General features: G+C 67.4%; 21 protein-coding genes and 1 pseudogene. 15 read left to right on the forward strand and 7 right to left on the reverse strand.

Annotated features, from left to right (window positions below; translation table 11 throughout):
- Positions 1-209: 209 nt before the first annotated feature.
- The 5 genes from ACQPYS_RS12325 to ACQPYS_RS12345 all read left to right on the forward strand — a co-directional run bounded on the left by ACQPYS_RS12325 (position 210) and on the right by ACQPYS_RS12345 (position 5,745).
- Positions 210-2,339 (forward strand): acetate--CoA ligase family protein, encoded by a 2,130-nt coding sequence (locus ACQPYS_RS12325; RefSeq protein ID WP_433492677.1) that lies wholly within the window; start codon positions 210-212, stop codon positions 2,337-2,339.
- Positions 2,336-3,502 (forward strand): thiolase C-terminal domain-containing protein, encoded by a 1,167-nt coding sequence (locus ACQPYS_RS12330; protein WP_431938869.1) that lies wholly within the window; start codon positions 2,336-2,338, stop codon positions 3,500-3,502. The genes ACQPYS_RS12325 and ACQPYS_RS12330 overlap by 4 nt, the downstream gene beginning before the upstream one ends.
- Before the next feature lie 11 nt (positions 3,503-3,513).
- Positions 3,514-3,933, forward strand: a complete 420-nt coding sequence (locus tag ACQPYS_RS12335; protein ID WP_433492678.1) for a Zn-ribbon domain-containing OB-fold protein — start codon at positions 3,514-3,516, stop codon at positions 3,931-3,933.
- Positions 3,934-3,961: 28 nt separating this feature from the next.
- The gene (locus ACQPYS_RS12340) at positions 3,962-4,621 is read left to right on the forward strand and encodes a TetR family transcriptional regulator (RefSeq protein ID WP_063034107.1); all 660 of its coding nucleotides are present in this window, start codon (positions 3,962-3,964) and stop codon (positions 4,619-4,621) included.
- 185 nt (positions 4,622-4,806) lie between these two features.
- Positions 4,807-5,745 (forward strand): TIGR03619 family F420-dependent LLM class oxidoreductase, encoded by a 939-nt coding sequence (locus ACQPYS_RS12345; protein ID WP_063034109.1) that lies wholly within the window; start codon positions 4,807-4,809, stop codon positions 5,743-5,745.
- Positions 5,746-5,910: 165 nt separating this feature from the next.
- Here the strand turns inward: ACQPYS_RS12345 and ACQPYS_RS12350 are convergent, their stop codons facing one another.
- Both ACQPYS_RS12350 and ACQPYS_RS12355 read right to left on the reverse strand, forming a co-directional pair.
- Complete coding sequence (locus tag ACQPYS_RS12350) at positions 5,911-7,251, reverse strand: sensor histidine kinase (RefSeq protein WP_431938867.1); 1,341 nt, start codon at positions 7,249-7,251, stop codon at positions 5,911-5,913.
- Positions 7,244-7,918: a response regulator transcription factor gene (locus tag ACQPYS_RS12355; RefSeq protein ID WP_063034112.1), complete on the reverse strand. Its 675-nt coding sequence runs from the start codon at positions 7,916-7,918 to the stop codon at positions 7,244-7,246. The genes ACQPYS_RS12350 and ACQPYS_RS12355 overlap by 8 nt, the downstream gene beginning before the upstream one ends.
- A gap of 186 nt (positions 7,919-8,104) precedes the next feature.
- On the opposite strand from ACQPYS_RS12355, the gene ACQPYS_RS12360 reads away from it, so the two are divergent.
- The 3 genes from ACQPYS_RS12360 to ACQPYS_RS12370 all read left to right on the forward strand — a co-directional run bounded on the left by ACQPYS_RS12360 (position 8,105) and on the right by ACQPYS_RS12370 (position 9,930).
- Positions 8,105-8,680 (forward strand): TerD family protein, encoded by a 576-nt coding sequence (locus ACQPYS_RS12360; protein ID WP_063034235.1) that lies wholly within the window; start codon positions 8,105-8,107, stop codon positions 8,678-8,680.
- Positions 8,681-8,707: 27 nt separating this feature from the next.
- Positions 8,708-9,388: a TerD family protein gene (locus ACQPYS_RS12365; RefSeq protein ID WP_433492679.1), complete on the forward strand. Its 681-nt coding sequence runs from the start codon at positions 8,708-8,710 to the stop codon at positions 9,386-9,388.
- A gap of 62 nt (positions 9,389-9,450) precedes the next feature.
- Entirely contained in the window at positions 9,451-9,930 is a 480-nt protein-coding gene (locus ACQPYS_RS12370; protein WP_063034114.1) for an RDD family protein, read from the forward strand.
- 440 nt (positions 9,931-10,370) lie between these two features.
- Here ACQPYS_RS12370 and ACQPYS_RS12375 read toward each other — a convergent pair whose 3' ends face one another.
- Positions 10,371-11,063 carry an alpha/beta fold hydrolase gene (locus tag ACQPYS_RS12375; RefSeq protein ID WP_218020688.1) on the reverse strand — a complete coding sequence of 231 codons (693 nt, stop codon included), beginning with the start codon at positions 11,061-11,063 and terminating at the stop codon, positions 10,371-10,373.
- Between the two features lie 242 nt (positions 11,064-11,305).
- On the reverse strand, positions 11,306-12,250 hold the full coding sequence (locus tag ACQPYS_RS12380) for a TIGR03564 family F420-dependent LLM class oxidoreductase (protein WP_433492680.1): 945 nt from the start codon (positions 12,248-12,250) through the stop codon (positions 11,306-11,308).
- 63 nt (positions 12,251-12,313) lie between these two features.
- On the opposite strand from ACQPYS_RS12380, the gene ACQPYS_RS12385 reads away from it, so the two are divergent.
- Together ACQPYS_RS12385 and ACQPYS_RS12390 are read left to right on the forward strand one after the other, a co-directional pair.
- Positions 12,314-12,961: a TetR/AcrR family transcriptional regulator gene (locus ACQPYS_RS12385; protein ID WP_063034237.1), complete on the forward strand. Its 648-nt coding sequence runs from the start codon at positions 12,314-12,316 to the stop codon at positions 12,959-12,961.
- 160 nt (positions 12,962-13,121) lie between these two features.
- Positions 13,122-13,943 carry an SDR family oxidoreductase gene (locus tag ACQPYS_RS12390; protein WP_433492681.1) on the forward strand — a complete coding sequence of 274 codons (822 nt, stop codon included), beginning with the start codon at positions 13,122-13,124 and terminating at the stop codon, positions 13,941-13,943.
- A 68-nt stretch (positions 13,944-14,011) separates the two neighbouring features.
- Here ACQPYS_RS12390 and ACQPYS_RS12395 read toward each other — a convergent pair whose 3' ends face one another.
- Positions 14,012-14,854: a mycofactocin-coupled SDR family oxidoreductase gene (locus ACQPYS_RS12395; RefSeq protein ID WP_431938861.1), complete on the reverse strand. Its 843-nt coding sequence runs from the start codon at positions 14,852-14,854 to the stop codon at positions 14,012-14,014.
- Between the two features lie 269 nt (positions 14,855-15,123).
- Here ACQPYS_RS12395 and ACQPYS_RS12400 point away from each other — a divergent pair, with 269 nt between their 5' ends.
- A complete protein-coding gene (locus ACQPYS_RS12400) occupies positions 15,124-15,744 on the forward strand; it encodes a TetR family transcriptional regulator (RefSeq protein ID WP_063034117.1) in 621 nt (206 codons plus the stop codon).
- Here ACQPYS_RS12400 and ACQPYS_RS12405 read toward each other — a convergent pair.
- Positions 15,734-17,398, reverse strand: a complete 1,665-nt coding sequence (locus tag ACQPYS_RS12405) for a class I adenylate-forming enzyme family protein (protein ID WP_433492682.1) — start codon at positions 17,396-17,398, stop codon at positions 15,734-15,736. The genes ACQPYS_RS12400 and ACQPYS_RS12405 overlap by 11 nt on opposite strands.
- Positions 17,399-17,580: 182 nt before the next feature.
- Between ACQPYS_RS12405 and ACQPYS_RS12410 the strand changes: the two genes are divergently transcribed.
- The 4 genes and pseudogenes from ACQPYS_RS12410 to ACQPYS_RS12425 all read left to right on the forward strand — a co-directional run.
- Positions 17,581-18,342 carry an SDR family NAD(P)-dependent oxidoreductase gene (locus tag ACQPYS_RS12410; RefSeq protein ID WP_433492683.1) on the forward strand — a complete coding sequence of 254 codons (762 nt, stop codon included), beginning with the start codon at positions 17,581-17,583 and terminating at the stop codon, positions 18,340-18,342.
- A gap of 192 nt (positions 18,343-18,534) precedes the next feature.
- Entirely contained in the window at positions 18,535-19,377 is an 843-nt protein-coding gene (locus ACQPYS_RS12415; protein WP_433492684.1) for an IclR family transcriptional regulator, read from the forward strand.
- A gap of 121 nt (positions 19,378-19,498) precedes the next feature.
- Positions 19,499-20,677, forward strand: a complete 1,179-nt coding sequence (locus ACQPYS_RS12420) for a hydroxylase (protein WP_431938857.1) — start codon at positions 19,499-19,501, stop codon at positions 20,675-20,677.
- Between the two features lie 53 nt (positions 20,678-20,730).
- A pseudogene (locus ACQPYS_RS12425) lies at positions 20,731-20,855 on the forward strand (SDR family oxidoreductase); the annotation flags it as partial.
- Positions 20,856-20,928: 73 nt separating this feature from the next.
- Here ACQPYS_RS12425 and ACQPYS_RS12430 read toward each other — a convergent pair.
- On the reverse strand, positions 20,929-21,750 hold the full coding sequence (locus tag ACQPYS_RS12430) for an RNA polymerase sigma factor SigF (RefSeq protein WP_063034121.1): 822 nt from the start codon (positions 21,748-21,750) through the stop codon (positions 20,929-20,931).
- Positions 21,751-21,775 lie beyond the last annotated feature (25 nt).

Here is a 21,775-nt window from a genome sequence, read left to right on the forward strand (position 1 = left end):
TGATATTCAATTACCACTCTGCGGTATCCGATGGTCTCGACTGTCGCCGTTACGCCCTGGTAAGGGCAGTTGCGACCGCAGAAACTGTGTGATCGGGGAGGGTGGCCGACCTCGGCTCCGGTTCAGACATCGAGAGAGTTTGTGTCTAAACCTGTAGTAGCAGGTCGGCTGTCCTTTCCCAGAGTAATAGCATCACCAAGGAGTGCTATATGGCGAACACAGAGTCGACAACGGAGCCCATGCATCCGGTGCTGGATTCGAATATCGCTTCTACGGACCCATTGAATCTTCGGACTTTTTATCGACCGCGGTCCATCGCGGTGGTAGGAGCCCATGACACGCGTGCGGGTCTGGCCAGCGTCACCAGCCGCGCGCTGGCACATGCCAAACGAATCGGCGCAGCCTTCTATCCGGTGAATCCGACCAAGGACAAAGTCTTCGGTATTCGCTCTGTGGCAGACCTCGCCGCACTACCGGGGCCGATCGACGTGGTCTTGATCCTGGTACGAGATGCCGAGGCCGTGGTGAACTCCGCGAGAGACGCCCGGCTCGACGTCGGCTTTTTTCTGGTATTCGCGAACGGCTATTCGGAACTCGGCACAGATGAGGGCATCGAACGGGAGAGGTCTCTGGTCAGGGCGGTGCGCAGGGCAGGCGCCCGGCTGATCGGACCAAATACCAACGCGAACGCGTGGGACCCGCTCGACGAGCTGCCGGGTCGGCGGATCGGGGTGATTTCACAGAGCGGCGCTCAGGGGCGGCCGCTGACCCAGGCCCAGCAGCTCGGCGTCGCGTTGAGCTACTGGGCACCGACCGGAAATGAAGCAGATCTGGCTGCGGCGGACTTCGTCGAGTTCCTGGCGCGGGATCCCGATACTGCTGTCATCAGTGCGTACATCGAAGGGTTCACCTCGGGCCGGCGCTTACGAGAAGCGGCGGTGGCCGCGATCGAGAACGAGACACCCATTGTTGTGGTGAAGGTCGGGCGCAGTGAGGTCGGCCGGGTGATGGCCCAGTCCCACACCGGGCATCTGGTCGGCACCGACGAAGTGTGGGACGTCTTCTTCGAGCAGTTCGGTATCGTGCGCGTCGATGATCTCGACGAACTGATCGAGATCGGTGCGGCGCTGGCCCGCTGCCCGCTACCCACCGCGGACGGGGTCGTGGTGTGCAGCGTTTCCGGTGGCTCGGCGGCACACGTGGGTGATCTCGCCACGGTGGGCGGATTGCCGCTTCCAACGCTCAGTTCCGCGACGCAATCCCTGCTGCGCGAGGTGATTCCAGCGGAATTGAACATCTCGAACCCGGTGGACAATGGCGGTGTGACCGTGCTTGCCGGCAATGGGGCTCGTATCCTGGAGTTGTGTTTGCGCGATGACGCCGTCGGCGTGATGCTGTGCCCCGTCCCCGCGCCGGGCGGCGGGCTCACAGAGGCTGTGGGCGCCAGTCTTGTCGAGTTCGCGCGAACCGCGAAGAAGCCGGTGCTGCCTATCTGGAATGGGGCATCCGCCGACCATCCGGTGTATCGGCAGCTCTGGGCCGCTGGTCTGCCGGTCTTCCGGAATGTTCGTAATGCTGTCGGCGCCACGCGGGCGTTGCTCAGGCACCCGGCACGAGACCCGGAGCTTCGCGAGGTTGTTCGGCTCGCGCGTGGGTTACCCGGTCCGCCTCGCCCTGCCCGGTCGACCACCCTGTTGGACGAGAGCCAGTCGACCCGCTGGTTGGAAGATCGTGGGTTCGAGTTCGCCGCTCATCGGACGGCCGACACTGTGGCGGATGCCTGCGCAGCCGCGGAAGAGATCGGTTATCCGGTTGTTTTGAAAGGCCGTGGCCACTCCCACAAGAGCGAGCACGGGCTCGTTCGGACGGGGCTGGACGGCCCCGAAGCCGTGAGTTCGGCCGCCGTGGACATGCGATCACGTGGTGCCGAGGGTTTCCTGGTCGCACAGCAGGTCTCGGAGGGGATCGAGCTACTGGCCGGGATCAGTGTAGATCCGGTGCTCGGCCCAGTTGTCCTTATCGGTGCGGGCGGGGTCAACGCCGAGTTGTATCGCGATGTTGCCCGCGCCGTTCTGCCCCTCACCCGTTCACGCGCGGAGAAAATGGTGGCAGGCTTGCGGATCTCTCCGCTGCTCGACGGCTGGCGTGGCGCCCGGCCTGCCGACAGGACCGCTGTCGTCGATGCCGTGCTGCGCCTCGCCGAACTCGCAGCGACCGGCGAGGTTGCCGAATTGGATATCAATCCTCTGCTCGCGCGGGCCGATGGGGTGATCGGGCTGGACGCCCTGGTACGGCTGACGACTCCGGCAGCCGACACTTCCGAAGCGCAGGCGCAATGAACCCGACCGCTCATTGCGCGATCGTCGGAATCGGACAGACGGTCTACACTCGAGGAACGGACAGGTCGACGCTGGAACTGCACTTGGAGGCGTGCCGGCGTGCGCTGGACGATGCCGGCTTGACGGTAGCCGACGTCGACGGATTCATTCCCAGTTCGCTGGCTCAGGCCACGGTCGAAGACTTCATCGTCAACCTCGGTTTGCGGGACCTGGCGTTCAGCACCTCGGTCCAGCTCGGCGGCGCAAGCCTGATCGCCTCGGTGCAGAACGCCTGCATGGCGATCTCGACGGGGGTGGCCTCATGCGTCCTGATACCGGCGGGTCGACGTGGATATTCCGGTGAACGGGTGTCGACCGGCAAGGCCGTGACAGCGCCGTCGATGGCGACCGTTCGCGAGTTCGAGTTTCCGCTCGGAAACATAGGCGCCGCACAATGGTTCGCCCAAGCGGCCCAGCGTCATATGCACGAGTTCGGCACAACGAGTGAACAACTCGGCCACGTGGCGGTGAACAGCCGCGCGAACGCCAACTTGAACGAGCGTGCGCTCATGTACGGCAAACCCATGACGCTGGACGATCACCAGAACTCGAGGATGATCACCTCACCGTTCCGCTTGTTCGACTGCTCATTGGAATCCGACGGGGCGGGAGCACTCGTGATCGTGGGTGCCGAGCGCGGTCGGGATCTTCGAAAGCCGCCTGTTCTGATATCGGGTGTGGGTACATCCCATAGCGATTCGCCGACGTCGATTACGCAGAAGCCCCATATCGCCGGTGTCCCCGCGATAGGGGTAGCTGCGCGCCGCGCATTGGGGATGGCGGGTATCGACGTGACGGATGCAGATTGCCTGATTATCCACGAGGGGTTCACCTGGTACGTTATCGCCGCACTGGAGGCGCTCGGGGTGGTGGGAATGGGCGAAGGCGGACCCTATGTAGAGGAAGGCCATATTCGCTTGGACGGACGCACCCCCGTCAACCCCCATGGAGGTGCGCTTTCGGAGGCACACGTATCGGGTATGAACCACATCATCGAGGGTGTCCGCCAACTCAGAGACGAAGTGGAGCCGGCCCGGCAAGTCGCCGGATGCGAGAACATTCTGGTGGTGAACGAGGGCAACTTCTTCGACGGTGCCGTCCTGTCCTTGCGGCGCGCGTCATGATCCTGCGTCCGGTGCCAGAGCCCACATCGCTGACTCGCGGCTTCTGGGAGGCCGCGCGCCGTCACGAATTGGTGATACAGCGATGTAGCGCCTGTGGTGTGTACCGCCACTACCCTCGTGTGTTGTGTCCGGACTGTCACAGCGCGGATTGGCAATGGACCCCGGTCAGCGGCCGCGGCACGATCTTCACATTCACCGTCACGCACCGGGCTTTCCATCCCGCCTGGGTCGACCGGGTGCCGTATGTCTGTGCCACCATCGAACTCGATGAGGGAGTTCGTATGGTCAGCGATCTGCCCGCCGAGGACACCACCCGCGCAGCAATCGGAATGCGTGTCGAGGTGTTCTTCGAAGAGCAGCCCGATAGCGGTGCCACGCTGCCGAGGTTCCGTCTCTGTGAAAATCCGCCCGCCTATATCGTGCACGAGTAGCGCGGTCGATCGAAGGGAGTATTTCAGTATGTCGCCGGACACTTCTGGCCTGGATACCCAGCACGTCAAAGCCAGCGATGGTCGCGTACCTCGGGCTCGGGGATTGGCGACGCGCACGAAGCTGCTGGAGTCGACATCCGCATTACTCCAGGTGCACAGGTACCACGACATCACGGTAGCGGATATCGCCAGTGAGGCACAGACGAGTACTGCGACGTTCTATCAGTACTTCCCCGATATCGCCTCGGCCGCGCTCGAACTGGTCGGGCTCGTGATCGACAAGGGGGAGAGTATGGCAAAGATCGTCCGGGAGACCGACTGGAGTGGGCCGTCGGCGTATAACGGCTCGGCTGTACTCGCGTCCGAGTTCCTCTCGTTCTGGGAAGAACACATGGCCATACTCCGGGTGCTCGATCTTTTCGTCGCCGAGGGGGATCGGCGATTCTACGAATTGCGCCTTCGGTTTCTCGGGGCGGTCACCGACGAGATCACCCATGCCGCCGGCAGGTGTCACGAGCACAGCGGTGAAACGAACCCGGCGGAGCCGCGAGCCATCGGGGCGGTTCTGGTGTCGATGCTCGCACACGTCGCGGCACATCAACGAGGAATGCAGACCGAGGGCATCGCCAGGACAGACACACATCAGGTCATGGCAGAGATCATTCACCATGCGATCACAGGCAGGTGAGTATCAGCCGTTCCGGGACGATGTCTTGCCCGGCAAGTGGACCGCTCGAGTCTTCAACTGGTCCGGATATTACTTCGGTGCTGCCACGCGCAGCTCATTCCCTGGTCCTATCGAACTTGCTCAGGCGCCGCGGTCCCCGAAGTCACCTTCCTGGCCGGTCGCCGATCCGAAAGAAATCGTAATCCATGAAATTCGATGTCATCCTCCCGGGAAGCAATCATATTCCGGGCCTGAACCCTTGGTCACATACGCTCGACGCGAACGGTTTTCGGCGTATTCTCACCACTCTCGACGAATCGGGCTTCCATGCCGTATCCGTCTCGGAGCACCTCGCGATGCCACTGTTCGAAGTATCGAGGCTGGGCCCGTATTGGCAGGATGCTTTGTCGGTGATGGCGTTTGCCGCCGCAGCGACCCACCGGATCCGATTGGACGCGGCCGTTCTGGTGTTGCCATATCACCATCCGCTACGGCTCGCGAAGGCGTTGGCGACGATCGATGTGCTCTCCGGCGGCCGCGTCAATGTGTCGATCGGTGTCGGCCATGCCGAACAGGAGTTCGCGGCGATGGGAGTGCCTTTCCGGGAACGTGGCGCACGGAGTGACGAGATCCTCGAAGCGCTGACCACCCTCTGGACCGCCGAACTGCCCGCACACCGCGGCACGTACTTCGAGATCACCGGCCTCGCGGTGGAGCCGCGTCCACTGCAGAAACCGCGTCCGCCCATCTATATCGGCGGGAATTCGAAGCCGGCCCTGCGTCGCGCGGCACGCTTCGACGGCTGGCAGCCGAATCCGACGGACTTCACGCTGGAGGAGATCCCGCCACTGCTGGACTACATCCGTGAACAGCAGGATTTTGCCGGCAAGGAGGACAGCTTCGATGTCAACTGGCTCAAATCCCCTGCTGGTGTCATTCTGCGCAACGGCTTCGCCGACGCGACCGCCAGAGAGTTGAGCGGTTTCCGGGACGAGCTGATCGAAGCCTATTCCGGCGCCTATCGGCAGGCCGGTATCACCCGCGCGGTCGTGGAACCGCCGGGCCCCGTGGGTTCCGAACAGGAGTATCTGGACTATCTGCGTTGGTTCGCCGAGGAGGTCGCGCCGGTAGTACGGGCAGAGTGAGTATCCCGCGCCGATAGCGCTGCTGCGGTGGATGGGCCTGTTGTCGATCGTGCCGGCCTGTCCAAGGTGTGGGTAGCGGCCATCGCGCCTGCCGGGTGCTCCGCTGGTGGCCCGAAGGTGCCCGCCCCGTCCGTCCGGGATCACGCTGGACGATCTGCATCCGGGTCACTCATCGGTGTGTTCGGGCAGGGTGATCTCGAGGCGGGCTCCGCCGTGGGGCGAGCTCGACAGTCGCGCGCTGCCGCCGGTGTGACGGGCGGCTTCGGCGATGATTGCCAGGCCCAGGCCGGCGCCGCCGTGAGTGCGGCTGCGGTTGTCGTCGCTGCGTTCGAAGCGGCGGAAAAGCCGGTCACGGTCGGATTCCGGAACCCCGTCGCCGTCGTCGTCGACCCAGAGGACGACCTGTCCGTTCTCGCAGCGCAGCGTGAAGTCGACACGAGTACGTGCGTGGCGGCGCGCGTTGTCGGTGGCATTGCGGACCGCCCTGGCCAGTAGCCCTTCGTCGGCGAACACCCGGGCCGGTCCCACGGCCGCGATATCGACGGTGACACCGAGTTGGCGCAGCCGACTCGATTCGGCGAGAACTATATCGTCGAGATCGACTTCGCCGCGGTTGTGGCCGGGCCCTTCCCCGAGACGTGCCAGCAGCAGCAGATCGTCGACCAGACCGTGTAATCGGGCGGCCTCGCTGTCGACGACCCCGGCCAGCGATGCCAGATCGGTCGCCCCGGGATGGTGCAATGCGACCTGCGCGTGCTGGCGGATGGCGGCCACGGGGGAGCGCAATTCGTGGGAGGCGTCGGAGACGAACCGTTGTTGAGCCCGGTGCGAGGACTCGAGCCGGTCGAGCATCCGGTTCATGGTCGCGGCCAGCCGAGCGACCTCGTCTTTCCCGGTGGGTGGATCCACCCGCCGGGAAAGATCCGCACCGATGGATTCGGCGTCGAGCCGTATGCGCTCGACCGGTCGCAGCGAGCGGCCGACCACCGCCCACATCAGTGCCGCGACGAACGCACTGACGGTGGGCACAGCGGCGGCCAGCAACAAGGCCGCCGATCGTACCGCGCTGTCGGCGTCCTCGAGCGAGCGCGCGACGACAACGGATTGCACCGCTCCCGACGCCGATGTGATCGGCGCCGACTGCACGACATAGCTGTCCCCACCGAGGGAAAGGCGGTCTGCGAACGGTACGGGCAGCACCGGGCCCCCGGCGGAATCCCCCTCCGAGGTAGCGATCACGCGACCGTCCTGCTGCAGCTGGATGATCACATCGTCGACTTCCGAGATCGGTAGCAAGATCGGACCGGCGGCGTGCTCGAGCCGGTGCTGTGCGTCCGTGGCGATCTGGGCGGCCTGGATATCGGCGGCGTTGGATTGCGCTGTGACCAGGGCGTGGCGGAACAACGCCAGGAAACTCACCGCACCGCCGGCCAGGACCGCCAGCACGATGGCCGTGGTCGTCACCGTGATCCGTACCCGCAGCGACGGCAGGCGCAGGCTAGACATCGGGCATCAGCCGATATCCCGCGCCGCGGATCGTGCGGATGCTATCGACGGCGAACGGTTTGTCGATCTTGGCTCGCAGGTGCGCGATATAGACCTCGACGATATTGGAATCACCGTCGAATTCGCCGTGCCAGACTCCGGCCAGGATATCGCTCTTGGACCGGATCACGCCCGGTTCGCGGGCGAAGAATGCCAGTATCGCGAATTCCCGGGCGGTCAACCGCACCGGAGTATCACCGCGGCGGACCTCTCGGGTGGCCGGGTCGAGACGTAGGCTGCCTACCTGCAGCGAGGTGGGGCGCTCCGGGCGTCCGCGGCGGATCAACGCGCGAAGCCGGGCGACGAGCACCGGGAAATCGGCGGGTTTGATCACGTAGTCGTCGGCGCCGGTATCGAGACCTTCGACCTGGTCCCATTCACCGTCCTTGGCGGTGAGCATGAGGATGGGTGTCCAGTTTCCCTCGTCCCGCAGGGTTCGGCACACCGCGTATCCGCTCATGCCCGGCATCATCACGTCCAATATGAGGGCGTTGTAGCGCACCTCACGTGCCCGCCACAGGCCGTCGGCCGCGGTATAGGCCAGGTCGACGGCGAAGCCCTCGGCCTGAAGCCCTCGCCTCAGCCCGTCGGCGAAGCGGATCTCGTCGTCGACCACCAGTATGCGCACGGCACCCAGTATGGATCGACGACCATGAATACTCCTTCGACCGTGCTGTTCGCACACTTCGCACCGCGGTCGAAGCGGGATCGGCGCGTGTACCGCGGCGCCGCACCGAACCGTCGTTAATGCTGGCTTAAGCATTCGCCGGGCACCATGGCCACGGCCGTTCACCACGAGAAGGAGTACAACAGGATGGGTGTGACCCTCGCGAAGGGTGGCAATGTATCGCTGTCGAAACAGGCACCGGATCTGACCGCGGTCGCGGTCGGTCTGGGCTGGGACGTGCGGTCGACCACGGGCGCCGAGTTCGACCTGGATGCCAGCGCCCTGGCGACCGGGCCGGATCAGAAGGTCCTCTCGGATCGGCATTTCGTGTTCTACAACAACCTGCGCTCCCCCGAAGGCAGCATCGAGCACACCGGTGACAACCTCACCGGTGAAGGAGACGGCGACGACGAGGTGATCAATGTCGACCTGGCCGCCACGCCGCCCACGATCACCAGCATCTTCTTTCCTGTCTCGATCCATGACGCGAACGCGCGGCAGCAGTCGTTCGGACAGGTCCGCAATGCGTTCATCCGGGTCGTGGACCGGACGACCGGCTCGGAACTGGCCCGCTACGACCTGACCGAGGACGCCTCGACCGAAACCGCCATGGTCTTCGGGGAGCTCTACCGCCACGGTGCGGAGTGGAAGTTCCGCGCCATCGGCCAGGGGTATGCCTCGGGGCTGGCCGGAATCGCTCGCGACTACGGCGTGAACATCTGACCTCGTCTGCGATCGGGAGGACAGTCGATGGGCATCGACTACACCAAGTATCAGGCGCCGTCCGCGGTGGGCGGCGTGACCCCGGCAGCCGGCCCGGAGAAGCTGACGCTCACCAAGAACGAACGCAGCGTCGACCTCGCCAAAGGCGGTGAGCGTCAGGGCGTGATGCGGGTGAACCTGAACTGGACGAATCCGGAGCCGGTCGGGAAGCCGGGCTTCTTCGCGAGACTGCTCGGCGCGAGCGGCGGTATCGACCTGGACCTCGGCTGCCTCTATGAACTCGCCGACGGCTCCAAGGGAGTCGTCCAGGCGCTGGGCAACAGCTACGGCGATCTGAACAAACCTCCGTTCATTGCGCTGGATCGTGACGACCGCACCGGTGCGGTGACCGACGGGGAGAATCTGCACATCAACCTCGCCGACCCCGCTGCGTTCCGCCGGATACTGGTCTTCGCCATGATCTACGAGGGAGCCGCGAATTGGGCGGCGGTCGACGGTGTCGTCACCATGTATCCGACAGCCGGGCCGCAGATCGAGGTCCGCCTGGACTCCGCGGTCGACGGGGCACGCATCTGCGCGGTCGCGCTGCTGACGAACACGGGTCGTGGCCTGACCGTCGGACGTGAGGTCGAATATGTGAACGGCAGCCAGGCCGACCTCGACCGTGCCTACCAGTGGGGTATCCGCTGGGCGGCCGGTCGCAAGTAGCGCGACCGACCATTCGGCTGGCGGACCCGGGTCCGCCCGGTCCTTATCACAAGGAAGAAGCAATGAGCACAGACGGATACGATCCCCGGCTCGCAGCCCCCGTGGGACTTATCCCGGGTGGCCTGGGTAAGCGCGCTGGCGCCCGCTTCATCGACTGGATCATCGCCGGTATTGTCGGAGCGATCCTGTTCTGGCTGTTGAACAAATCCGTGCACACCCCCGAATGGGTCTCCATCCTGCCGGGCGCGGGATTCGCCTTCCTGTACTTCGTCGGCTTCGAGGTCACCACCGGCGCCACGCCCGGTAAGAAACTGCTCGGGCTGCATGTCGAAGGGGTCGGCGGGGCAGCCCGGCCCGGCCTCAAGGAATCCGCGTTCCGCAACTCCTACATGCTGCTCAATCTCATCCCGTGTATCGGTGGCGTGCTGTGGTTGTTCGCCGCCCTCGGCATAGCTGTGACCATCGGCTCGAGTCCCACCAAACAGGGCTGGCACGATCGCTTCGCAGACGGGACGCGGGTCGTCGAGGACGGGCCGAGGTAGCGCTGCCCGGCTCGTCGGAACCTGTTGGGCCGGCACCGAAGATCGTGGCCCCCGGGATCCGCCGCAATGGGTTCGGGGTGTGACGATGGAGAAGTTGTGGTGGGACTGTCGAGCAACCGGCCGCACCGGCCTCGCGCACAAGCCGGCGCGACTGGCCTGCGCCCGCACCGCAGGATAGACGGTGGGGATCGTCTTCTCTCCCGACACCGCTGCGGCCGGCCCGCATCATGCTCGTTGCAGTGGTATCCATGGTGTGGGTGATCATGCCGATGCTGTCCCGCTGCTTCGCGGGGTGGCTCGGCCACTGATCCACTACGGGTTCCGATGACGGTTCCGGCCGCTGTCGGGATGGAAACCGTCGCCCGGGCCGACCGGCTGCCCTGGATCGATGCCTGTGCCGCGGGACCGGTCGACGGTGGTGACCTCATGGCATCGGGCGATCACGCGAGGAGTTGTTCGAGAATTTCGTGGGCATGTGTCCACAGCAGTGCGGCGCCGCTGTCGGGTAGGTAGTGGCGGGTGGCGTTCGGGATCCGGCCGGCGAGCGTGACACCGTGATCGGGGGAATGGGTGGGGTTACCGTCGCGCCCGCCGTACCAGAGATGTACGCGAGCGGTGAGCTCCTCGACCCGGAACGGCCAGCGCGCGAAGTGCAGCACCGTATCGCGGGCATAGCCCGCCGAGCCGTGTGCGAAGCCGGCATCCAGCGCGCGACGGAACGCGCGGGCGAAGCCCGGTCGCAGGTAGATCTCACGGTCGACCTCGGAGCTGCCCTCGATGCTCAGCTGCCATAGGGTCTCGGCGCTCCCGAAACGCGCGAACTCGCGCTCGGCGCCGACCGGATCGGCGGCCACCAGCTCGACCAGCCGCCGGACCTCCTGTGGCAGAACAGTTCCTGGATAGGCGAGCTCGTCGCCGCCGGACACGATCGCCACCGCGGAGGTGAGCCCTCGCGCAGCCAAGGCGAGGGCGAACGGGGCGCCCTGCGAAAAACCTACGACCGCGGGGTCGGCGAAATCCAACTGCCCGATATCGTCGGCCCAGTCCAGCAGCGTGCGCCCCGGCATCCCGGTGGATTCCCCCGAACCGGGCCGCTCCACCGAGACCAGCCGGACGCCCGACCCGGCCGGCACGCCCGAGCCGAATCCGAGTCGGCGCCCCCACCCTGCCCCGGGGCAGAACAGAACCGGTCGGCCGTCCACCGGGCCCCACTCGGCCCACGCCAAGCGGCGGCCGTCTCGCAGCCTCGTTTCTCCGGTCCGGGCAGGATCTTCCACATTCGGCGCGTCCATGCCGCCCATGATCGCCGGTAACCCGCCGTTCGGCGCCAACGGTTTTTCGAAGCCACTGGACGAGCCGGGGTCGGAGCGGGTGTTCAGTGGCTGCCGGTCCTGCTGAGCTCGCCGAGCAACGCCCAGGTTCGCTCCTCGTCACGTTCCGAACCCAGGGCGGTGAGGGTGAAGACGAGTTCGTCGGCGCCGGCTTCGGCGTAGCGGGCCACCGCGTCGGCCATGGTCTGCTCGTCACCGATCACGGCCAGTTCGGCCGGGTCGGTGATGTTCTCGCGGTCCAGTAGCGCCCGATACGCGGGCATCTCGCCGTATCTATGCATCTGCCGCGCCGCTCGCTCACGTGCGCCTGCCACATCGGCTGTCACCACGCCACCCACCATGCCGAGCACCCGAGGCATCGGCCGACCGGCATCCGCGGCTCGTCGGGCGAGTGTGGGGATGGTGAAGTCGGCCAATGTATTCGGCCCGGTGAGCAGCGGGAGAGCTCCGTCGGCGAGTTCGGCCGCGACCCGCAGTGTCAGCGGGCCGGAGGCGGCCAGCAGGATGGGCACCGGCGAATGGAGGGCCGGCATGGTGCTGCGGGCCGGCGATCTGGCGACCAGCGTCTCGCCGGTGTGGTCGACTGCGCCGGTGTGCAGCAGTTCGCGCAGCGCGGTGAGGTATTCACGCAGATATCGGATGCGCGGGTGGGTATTGCCGTAGCCGGCGGCGATCTCCGGCAGGGACAGGCCCAGGCCGAGTTCGAATCGGCCGCCGGCCGCCTGCGCTGTGTGCGCCTGCATGGCCAGCGCGTTGGGGTGGCGCGGATGGATGGGCACGATCGCGGTACCGACCGTGGTGCCGGGCAGTTCCCGGCCGATCAGCGCGGCGACCGCCAATGCGTCGTAGTCGAAACGCTGGGTCAGCCAGACTGCTGGGACGCCGAGTTCGGCGAGCTTGCGGGCCTGATCGAGCAGGTACTCGACGGGATTCACGCCGGGAGTGAGTTGTTCGTAGTAGTCGGTGGGCAGGGCAACGCCGATTCGCATATCAACAAATGTATACCAAGTTTACTTATTTACCAGGTTTACCCTTCGGCTAGAGTGTCCGGTATGAACCCCGAGCCGGGCCTCCGCGAGCGCAAGAAGCGTCGAACCCGCGCGGCCATCTCCGATGCCGCTCTCCGGTTGTTCCTGACCGACGGGTTCGACGCGGTCTCGGTGGTGGATATCGCGACGGCCGCGGAGGTGTCCAAACGCACCCTCTTCCAGTACTTCCCGTCCAAAGAGGATCTCGTAGTACACCGATTCGCCGACCACATCGACGACGCGGCCAGCGTGGTGCGGGATCGGGTCCGGGGGCAGACACCACTGAACGCGCTCCACAACGCGTTCCGCGCCGGCCTGGACAACCACGAACCCGCCACCGGCCTGTGTGACGCACCCGAAGTGGTGGCCTGCTACCGGTTGGTGCTGGACACTCCGGCGCTCACCGCGCGGCTCGCCCACTTCCTCAGCGGCGGCGAGATCGCGCTCGCCGGAACCCTCGGCCCGCCGGATGATCTGGACGCGCGACTGGCCGCGAGCGCGATCACCGCGGTACGCCGCAACCTGTGCGAGGCCAACTGGCGCGAGATGGCTGCCGGGCGCAGCGCGGCACAGCGGCACCCGGTCGCGATCGCGGAGGCCGACCGCGCCTTCGAACTGCTCGCCGACGGATTCGCGCGGACGCTCGGCCCACATTGCCCGGCCGGTCACTGAGGCGGGTCGCGGCCGGCGTGGCTGTGGCGATGGTGTGTGGACTGGCCGGCGCGCCGCCACGCACCGCGCGGATGGTGCTGTCGCGGAACAGGGACCGCGAGGGGACACGCGCGGGAAATCACTTGCGTCGACGGCCGGTGGACAGGTGCAATGGCCGCTGATGCATGCCGAACGAGACCTCACCGGACGAGTGGCCGTGGTGACCGGAGTGGGCCGCCGGGCCGGGATCGGCTACGCGATCGCCCGGCGGCTGGCCGACCGTGGCGCCGCGCTCTACCTGACCCATTGGCGGCCCCACGACGAGGAGCAGCCCTGGGGCGCGGACGATATCGACGCGGTCCGCCGCGGATTGTCCGCCGCGCCACGGGTGGTGGACCACAGTGTCGATTTCGCCGACCCCGCCGCACCGGCGGAGGTCGTGGACGCCGCGGTCGCCGAATTCGGACAGGTGGACATCCTGATCGCCAATCACGCCCGCAGCGGCGGTGACGGGACCCTGTTCGAGATCGACGCCGCGGTGCTGGAGGCGCACTGGGCCGTGGACGCCCGCTCGGTATTGCTGCTCACTCAGGCGTTCGCACGACAGTTCCGTCCCGATCGCGGCGAGGTCGCCGATCGCGGCCGGGTGATCTGGATGACCTCCGGTCAGCATCTGGCGCCGATGCGCGCCGAAATCGCCTACGGCTCGGCGAAATCGGTGCTGGCGGGGATGACAGCGACGGTCGCCGACGAACTGATCGACCGCGGCATCGTGCTCAACACCGTCAACCCCGGCCCGGTCGACACGGGCTTCCTCGCCCCGGACACCACGGACCTGCCCCCGGAATTCGTCGAGCAGGTGCACTCCGCCTTTCCGCGCGGTCGGGCCGGCCGCCCCGATGACCCGGCCCGGCTGATCGAATGGCTGGTCTCCGACGCGGGCCGCTGGGTAGTGGGGCAGGTGCTCGATTCCGAGGGCGGATTCCGGCGGTCACGCTTCTGATCGGGCGCCCCGGGCGGGTGCGCTGACCCCGCGGAGAGTCGGATCCGGCTATCCGGCGGCCACGTGGTTCAGGCATTGCCCTTCGCGCCGGCTCCGGCGTCCACCGGGAACACCAAGCCGGTCAGGTGGGCGCTCGCCTCGGCGGCCAGGAAGAGCACGACCCGGGAGACCTCCTCCGGTTCGAGGGCCGCGATGGGCAGCAGGTGGGTCAGACCGGCGAGGATCGGCGCCACATCCTCCCAGGTGGGATCGGTGAGGTCGGGCCGGAACCGGCGGTACATGGCGTCGTTTTGCACCATGGGAGTGGCGATATTGCCCGGGGCCACGGAGTTCACCGTGATGCCGTGCGGGGCGAGTTCCATCGCCAGCGATTTGGTCAGGCCGATCACACCCCATTTGGACGCCACATAGGAGGCCATGGCCGGGCTCGCGCCGCGCCCCATCATCGACGAGGTGGTGATGATGCGGCCGTATTTGCGGGCGATCATGCCCGGGGTGACCGCGGCCAGCGTGTTGAACACTCCGGTGAGGTTGCTGCCGATCACTTCGTGCCACAGCTCGGTGGTGTGCTCACCGATCGGCGCCACCCCCGTTACCCCCGCATTGGCGACCGCGATATCCACCGAGCCGAGTTCGTCTTCGGCGCGCCGCACCAGCTCGTCCATCGCGGCCCGGTCGGCGGTATCGGCCCGCACGCTCACGCACCGCCGGCCGAGGGCGGTGACCAGCTCCTCGGTATGCGCGAGGTCGGCGGGGGTGGCGAGCGGATAGTCCAGGGCGGCACTGTCCGCGCACCGATCACACAGGACGATATCGGCACCGCGCTCGGCGAACGCGAGTGCGTGGGCGCGGCCCTGACCGCGTGCGGCGCCGGTCACCAGCGCGACCCGGCCCTGGAATTCCTGTGACATCGGTGTCCTCCTCGGGTGCGCGACCCGCGCACAGCAGTAGGTACGGCCACGACCTGCGCGCGGACCGCGGCGCTCACGCTAGGGGTGCGCGGCCGGTGCCGCGGCCGCCGCTCTCACTGGTCGGGACCGCGACCACCGGGCGGCGGTGCCGGGTCGGTAGCGTCGAGTCCGCGGCGGGCGGTCCCACCCGAGGAAGAGGCCCGCTGCCGGTCTCGGGCGGCCGGTGCCGACGTGACGGATACCGGGTGGTGGGACGAGGAAGGGGAGATATGCCGAGGATCGCCGAGACGCGCGATGCCGCGGCACCGAGTTCCACCGAGCAGCATGCCCGGGTGGGCCGGATCCTCGACGCCGCCGCGACGCTGGCCGCCGACAAGGAACTCGACCGCGTCCAGATGCACGAGGTGGCGAAACTCGCGGGTGTCGCGGTCGCCACCCTGTACCGGTACTTCCCGTCCAAGACCCATCTGTTCGTGGCGGTCATGCTCGATCAGATCGACCGGATGCGCGCGAAGTACGCCCGGCGGCCCCATCCGGAGCAGAGTGCCCGGGACGCGGTCCACGACCGGTTGCTCCAGGTGGTCCGCGTACTGCTGGGCCGGCCGCTGCTGGCCACCGCGATGATCCAATCCAACAGCGCGGCCCGGGCGTCCGCGGTGCCGGATACGGCCGGGGTGGACCGCAATTTCCGGCAACTGCTGTACGACGCCGCCGGGATCGAGCAGGTCACCGAACGGGATGCCCGGCTGCTGCGGGTACTGACTCATGCGGTCTTCGGCATCATCCAGTCGTGTCTCAACGGCCGGCTCACCATCGCCGACGCGGAAGCGGACCTGCGGACGGCATGCGATCTGCTGCTCGCTGAGTGGCCGGAGTCGTTCACGCGGTGAGACCGCGCCGGATCACCTTCCCGGTGGCGTTGCGCGGCAGCGGGTCGGTGGTGATCCGCCAGCGGCTGGGCACTTTGTAATAGGACAGCCGCGCGACGGCATATTCGTGCAGTTGTGCCTCGTCGACGGTCGCCCCCGGGCGTACCACCACGATCGCCGCCACCTCCTGCCCCAGATCCTCGTGCGGGACACCCACGGCCGCGCACTCGGCGACGTCGGGATGTTCGTCCAGGCACTGTTCGATCTCGGTGGGGTAGACGTTCTCGCCGCCGCGCAGGATCAGATCCGAGCGACGCCCGGTCAACCGCAGCCGACCGTCTTCCAGGACGCCGAAATCGCCGGTGCGCAACCAGCGGTCCGGGGTGATCGCGGCCGCGGTGGCCGCCTCGTCCGCCCAGTAGCCGAGCATGACGAAGGGGCTGCGCACGCACACCTCACCCTCGGTGCCGTCGGGGACCCGTTCGCCGAACGGATCACGGATCTCCACCGATACCGTGAGAATCGGCCGGCCGAGCGTCCCGGGGTGCTGTTCGAGGTCGGCTGTCGTGGCGACCGCGATGGCGGTACTGCATTCGGTGAGACCGTAGCTGTCGACCAAGGCGTTGCGGGCGAACGGGAACCGCTGCCGCAGCCGGTTCTTGAGCGCGATCGACGACGGGGCCGAGGCCAGCGCGAAGGCCGTCAGCGACGAGAGATCGTAGCTGTCGATATCGCCGTGCTCGAGCAGACGGGCGGCCATGGTCGGCACCGCGCCCCAGTTGGTGACCCGTTCCCGTTCGATCAGTCCGAGCACCGTATCCGCGGCGAAGGCGCCCTGATACATCACCACGGTGCTCCCGGTCGCCAGCCGTGGCACCACCAGGTTGTGCAGGCTGGCGATATGGAACAGCGGTGAGGTCAGCAGATAGCGCTGGGGGCTCGGCTCGGTGTCGGAGTAGACCCGTCCGGTGAACGCCGCCGCCAGCGCGTCGGAGAAACGGTGGTAGTCGACGACCGCGAGCAGGTTGCGCTGGGAATGCAGCGCGCCCTTGGGCCGGCCGCTGGTGCCGCTGGTGTAGAGGATGACCGACGGATCGTCCTCGTCGACCTCGGCCCGGGGCAGTTCGGCGCCGGAGTGGGCCGCGACGAGCCGCGGCAGATCGTCCTCGACGGTGAGCACGGCGATCCCGGTGGTATCGATATCGGCCAGTAGCGCGGCACGTTTGGCATCGACGATCAGCACTCGCGGCCGGCTGTGCCCGAGTCCGTACTCGATCTCCCGGGGCATCCACCAGCTGTTCAGTCCGACCGCGATCGCACCCAGGCACTGCGCGGCCCAGAACGCGGTCACCCATTCGGGGCAGTTGGCGGCCAGTAGCGCGACCCGGTCGCCCCGGCCGACCCCGTACTCGTCGCGCAACGCGGTGGCCAGCGCGGCGACGGCCTCCGCGTGCTGCGCATAGGAGATACGGCGGTCGGCGGTCACCAGGTAGTCGCGGTCCTGCCAGGCTCGGGACGCGGCCACCAGGTCGCCGACCGCGCGCCCGCGCTGCCGCAGCACGGGCATGGTGGTGCCGAGTACCTCTTCCGCGGTGATCTCGAACCGGCCACCCGGACCGGTCAGCCGCGTGATGACTTCGTCGAGGAGCTGCTGTGCGTCTGCCGGTGTCGTCATGGTGGCGACCCTCTCGTTCACGGTGCGTAGCGGCTGACAACCTCTCACGACGCGCCGGAAAGGCCGGCGGTCGTTGCCACTGAGCGAGACCACCGTCCGCGATTCGTTCGGCCCCGCGGCTAGCGTCCGGTCTCGCGGCGTGGGCGCGTGGTCCCGCGGCACCTCGAGCAGTGGGAGACGATATGGGTTCTTTGGACGGCAAGGTGGCCATCGTCACCGGGAGCGGGCAGGGCGTGGGGCAGGGGGTCGCCTACGCGATCGCCGCGGCCGGCGCGGCGATCGCGGTGGTGGGACGAACCGAGAGCAAACTCCTCGCCACCACCGAGCATATTCGCGCGGCCGGTGGGCGGGCCGCGCCGGTGGTGTGCGATATCAGCGCGACCGACCGGCTACAGCCCCTGGTGGAGCAGGTGGCCGAACTCTTCGGCGGAGTGGACATCCTGATCAACAACGCCAATCAGAGCGCGCTCGGGCCACTGCTCGACATCACGCCGAAGCATATGAACGAAGCGCTGACCACCGGACCGGTCGCCACCCTGCGGCTCATGCAGGCCTGCCATCCGTATATGAAGGCCCGGGGCGGCGGGGCGATCGTCAATATGGTCACCTCGGCGGCGGTGCGCTGGGATGCCAGCGGTTACGGCCTGTACGCGGCCACCAAGGAGGCGATGCGGTCGCTGACCCGGACCGCCGCCAGCGAATGGGGCCGGGACGGTATCCGGGTGAACGCGGTCGCCCCGCACGCCCTGTCACCGGGCCTGAAATGGTGGACCGAACGCAATCCCGAGGAGGCGGCCGAATTCGTGGCCACCATCCCGTTGGGCCGGATCGGTGACTGCGAGAACGATATCGGCCGCGGGGTCGCCTTCCTGGTGGGACCGGCCGCGGGCTACCTGACCGGGGCGACGATTCCGTTGGACGGGGGTCAGGCGCGCTGGTCCTGAGGGGGCGAGCGGGTCCACGGGGGAGAGGTACGCGCGGCGGTTGCGGGCCTGGTCCGGACCGGGGCACGAGCTGTGCTCGCAAGTAACTCGTCATTTCCGCTCCGCGGGAGCCGACGGGTGTTAGTGTGATGCGAGAATCAATTTCAGTTTTTGCCTATGAAAGGCTTCTGAGCAGCTCTTTTGGAGAAGTCGATGACCATCATTGATTCGGGTGAGGCCACTGCCGAGCAGACCGGCGAGCCGGACCTGCCGCTGTCCATGGTCGAGCGGATGACCCGGATCCTGGATGCGTTCGACAATCGGAGCTCGCGGTTGTCTCTCGAAGAGGTCGCGCGGCGCGCGCGGCTGCCGCGCTCCACCGTCTACCGCATCCTGCACCAGCTCACCGAGTCGAGCTGGGTCGAGCACACCTCCGTGGGGTACGCGCTCGGCCGCCGCGCCCGCGGTCTCGGTGGTGACGGGCACGACCGGATCCGGGCGGCGGCGGCCCCGCTGCTGCACGAACTGCATCTGCGGACCGGTCTGGTGGTGCACCTGACCGTGCTCGATGGCGGCGACACCGTCTATCTCGACAAGGTCGGCGGTCGATTCGCCACCCGGCTGCCGTCCCGGGTGGGCGGATCCACGCCGGCCTATTGCACGGCCGGCGGCAAAGCGATTCTCGCGGGTATGGAACCGGAGTCGGTCGATCGCCTCTATCGCCCGGCGCTGCCCCGCCGCACCGGCAAGACCATCGCCGAGCGCGCGAGCCTGCACCACGAACTCAGCCGCATCCGGTTGCGCGGCGGGCTCGCCTTCGACGACAGCGAATCGGCGCCCGGGGTGGCATGTGTCGGTGCCGCGGTGCGCGGTGACGTCGGTCCGGTCGCCGCGGTCTCACTGTGCGGTGACGCGCGCACCGCGCAGCTCGACCGGGTCGCGCCGTTGGTGATGAACCTGTCGCGTGAGATCTCGCGCACTCTCTTCCCCGTATCGGGTGACCGGACGGAGCCGCCCACGGGCATTCGACCGCTGGCGGCGCTGGGATCGCGCTGAGCTGCCGAACTCCGGTGATCGTCTCGCTCATCGGACGGCTCTGTGACAGAACAGCGAAACGGCTGGCAGCCTCGGCGGCGGAAGACGTGGGCGGCGGGATATCGAGCAGGAAGTTGGAGCGATGGGTCAGGTAACGGACCGGATCGAGCAGTACGCGGAAGAGATCCGCGCCGCAGGTGCCGAAGGGGACAGGCTCATGCGGCTCGCCGACACCTCGGCGCGCCGGCTGCGCGAATCCGGTGCGATACGGATGCTGCAGCCCAAGACGTACGGCGGACTCGAATGTCATCCCCGGGAATTCGCGGAGACCACCATGGCCATCGCCGCGATGGACGGAGCGGCAGGGTGGGTCACCGGTATCGTCGGCGTGCACCCGTGGGAGCTCGCCTTCGCCGATCCCCGGGTGCAGGAGGAGATCTGGGGCACCGATCCCGACACCTGGGTCGCGTCACCGTACGCGCCGATGGGTGTGGCGACTCCCGTCGACGGCGGCTACCTGCTCAACGGACGCTGGTCGTTCTCCTCCGGAACCGACCACTGCCAGTGGGCGTTCCTGGGCGCGCTGGTCGGCGATGCCGACGGGAAACCGGTCCTGCCACCGGACTCGCTGCACGTGATCCTGCCCCGGTCCGACTACGAAATCGTCGCGGACTCCTGGGACGTGATCGGGTTGCGCGGTACCGGATCCAAGGATCTGATCGTGCGGAACGCGTTCGTTCCCGCCTACCGCACCCTGTCGGCCGCGGAGGTGATGGACGGTACCGCCGTACGCCGGGCAGGCCGCACCGAAACCCTGTACCGGATGCCCTTCTCCTGTATGTTCCCGCTGGGTATCACCTCCGCGGTGATCGGTATCGCCGAGGGAGCGCTGGCCTGCCATATCGCCGCCCAGCGCGAGCGCGTCGCGGTGACCGGTATCCCGATCAAGGAGGACCCGTACGTGCTGTTCGCGATCGGCGAGGCGGCCGCGGAGATCGCCGCCTCCCGGGCCGCGCTGCTGGAGAACGTCGACCGGTTCTGGGACAGTACGGAAAAGGGCCGGGAAGTCGACTTCGAGGAACGTGCGATCGGCCGGCGCACCCAGACCGCGGCGGCATGGCGAGCGGTCCGCGCGGTGGACGAGATCTTCGCCAGGTCCGGCGGCGGGGCGCTGCACTACCGGTTCCCCATGCAGCGGTTCTTCCGCGACGCGCACGCCGGGCTGGCGCACGCGATCCATGTGCCCGGCTCTATCTTCCACGCTTCGGCCTTGACACAGCTGGGTGGGGAACCACAGGGTATGCACCGATCGATGATCTGAGAAGACCGATCTGCCCGAAGACCTCGCGGTCCTGTTCCGGCCGCCCGGTCGGTCATGTGCTGCCGGTCGGCTGGGTGGACCCGCTGGACATCAGTAACGCGATGCTCTTCCTGGCTTCCGACGAGGCGCGCTACGTCGCCGGGCTGCCCCTCCGGTGGACGCCGGCAGCCCGCTGAAATGGGCGTCGCGGGGTGATCGCCCCGCGACGCTCGGCCGGTGGTGCGGTGTCGCCGTCAGCGGTCGCCGGGCGGTCAGTCCCGCAGCGCGCGGGCGCGCAGTGTCGCCAGCGTCCGCGACAGGACGCGCGAGATCTGCATCTGGGACACGTTCAGTTCGGCCGCGATCTGGGCCTGGGTGCGGTTCTCGAAGAACCGCATGTGCAGCACCCGCTGGTCCCGGGTCGACAGCTCCCGCAGCAGGGGCGCGAGGGTCATGGCGTTCTCGGTGAGCTCATAGGACGGATCCTCGTCGCCGAGCGAGTCGGCGCTCTTGGCCGCCGCCCCGCTGTTGTCGTTCTGTTCGACCGAGGCGTCCAGCGAATCGGTGCGATAGGCATTGCCGGCCAGCAGCGCCTGGGTGACCTCGTTGAGGTCGAGATTCATCGCCACGGCGATATCGAGCGCGGTCGGGGTGCGGCCGAGCTCCTGGCTGAGGCGTTCGATGGTGGGGCCGAGGGCGAGCTGGGTCTCCTTCAATCGCCGCGGGACGCGCACCGCCCAGGTGTGGTCGCGGAAATGGCGGCGGACCTCACCCATGATGGTGGGCACCGCGAAGGCCAGGAAGCTGGCGCCCCGGGAGGCGTCGTAACGGTCCACGGCGAGCACCAGACCCAGGGAGGCGATCTGGTGCAGATCCTCGTAGGTCTCCCCGCGGCCGGTGAACCGGCGCGCGATGTGATCGGCGAGCGGCAGACAGCGGCGCATGATCTCCTCGCGCAACTCCGGCCGCCCGGGGTCGTCGCCATCCATCGCCGCGAGCTGCTCCAGCAGCGGCTCGATCCCGTCGTAGCTGTCGGTACCGCGGCTGGCCCGCCGCGCGGTGGTGGGGGAGTCGTATGCGGCCACAGTTGTCATCGAGAACCTCGCTTTCCGTTGCCTC

The sequence above is a fragment of the Nocardia grenadensis genome (assembly GCF_050942415.1).
GTDB lineage: Bacteria > Actinomycetota > Actinomycetes > Mycobacteriales > Mycobacteriaceae > Nocardia > Nocardia grenadensis.

Bases quoted from the DNA above. Each gene is read 5' to 3' on its own strand.
- ACQPYS_RS12325 (WP_433492677.1), top strand. From the start codon at position 210: ATGGCGAACACAGAGTCGACAACGGAGCCCATGCATCCGGTGCTGGAT.
- ACQPYS_RS12340 (WP_063034107.1), top strand. From the start codon at position 3,962: ATGTCGCCGGACACTTCTGGCCTGGATACCCAGCACGTCAAAGCCAGC.
- ACQPYS_RS12415 (WP_433492684.1), top strand. From the start codon at position 18,535: ATGACCATCATTGATTCGGGTGAGGCCACTGCCGAGCAGACCGGCGAG.
- ACQPYS_RS12400 (WP_063034117.1), top strand. From the start codon at position 15,124: ATGCCGAGGATCGCCGAGACGCGCGATGCCGCGGCACCGAGTTCCACC.
- ACQPYS_RS12430 (WP_063034121.1), bottom strand. From the start codon at position 21,750: ATGACAACTGTGGCCGCATACGACTCCCCCACCACCGCGCGGCGGGCC.
- ACQPYS_RS12385 (WP_063034237.1), top strand. From the start codon at position 12,314: ATGAACCCCGAGCCGGGCCTCCGCGAGCGCAAGAAGCGTCGAACCCGC.
- ACQPYS_RS12380 (WP_433492680.1), bottom strand. From the start codon at position 12,250: ATGCGAATCGGCGTTGCCCTGCCCACCGACTACTACGAACAACTCACT.
- ACQPYS_RS12345 (WP_063034109.1), top strand. From the start codon at position 4,807: ATGAAATTCGATGTCATCCTCCCGGGAAGCAATCATATTCCGGGCCTG.
- ACQPYS_RS12365 (WP_433492679.1), top strand. From the start codon at position 8,708: ATGGGCATCGACTACACCAAGTATCAGGCGCCGTCCGCGGTGGGCGGC.
- ACQPYS_RS12370 (WP_063034114.1), top strand. From the start codon at position 9,451: ATGAGCACAGACGGATACGATCCCCGGCTCGCAGCCCCCGTGGGACTT.
- ACQPYS_RS12395 (WP_431938861.1), bottom strand. From the start codon at position 14,854: ATGTCACAGGAATTCCAGGGCCGGGTCGCGCTGGTGACCGGCGCCGCA.
- ACQPYS_RS12410 (WP_433492683.1), top strand. From the start codon at position 17,581: ATGGGTTCTTTGGACGGCAAGGTGGCCATCGTCACCGGGAGCGGGCAG.
- ACQPYS_RS12390 (WP_433492681.1), top strand. From the start codon at position 13,122: ATGCATGCCGAACGAGACCTCACCGGACGAGTGGCCGTGGTGACCGGA.
- ACQPYS_RS12420 (WP_431938857.1), top strand. From the start codon at position 19,499: ATGGGTCAGGTAACGGACCGGATCGAGCAGTACGCGGAAGAGATCCGC.
- ACQPYS_RS12405 (WP_433492682.1), bottom strand. From the start codon at position 17,398: ATGACGACACCGGCAGACGCACAGCAGCTCCTCGACGAAGTCATCACG.
- ACQPYS_RS12350 (WP_431938867.1), bottom strand. From the start codon at position 7,251: ATGTCTAGCCTGCGCCTGCCGTCGCTGCGGGTACGGATCACGGTGACG.
- ACQPYS_RS12360 (WP_063034235.1), top strand. From the start codon at position 8,105: ATGGGTGTGACCCTCGCGAAGGGTGGCAATGTATCGCTGTCGAAACAG.
- ACQPYS_RS12330 (WP_431938869.1), top strand. From the start codon at position 2,336: ATGAACCCGACCGCTCATTGCGCGATCGTCGGAATCGGACAGACGGTC.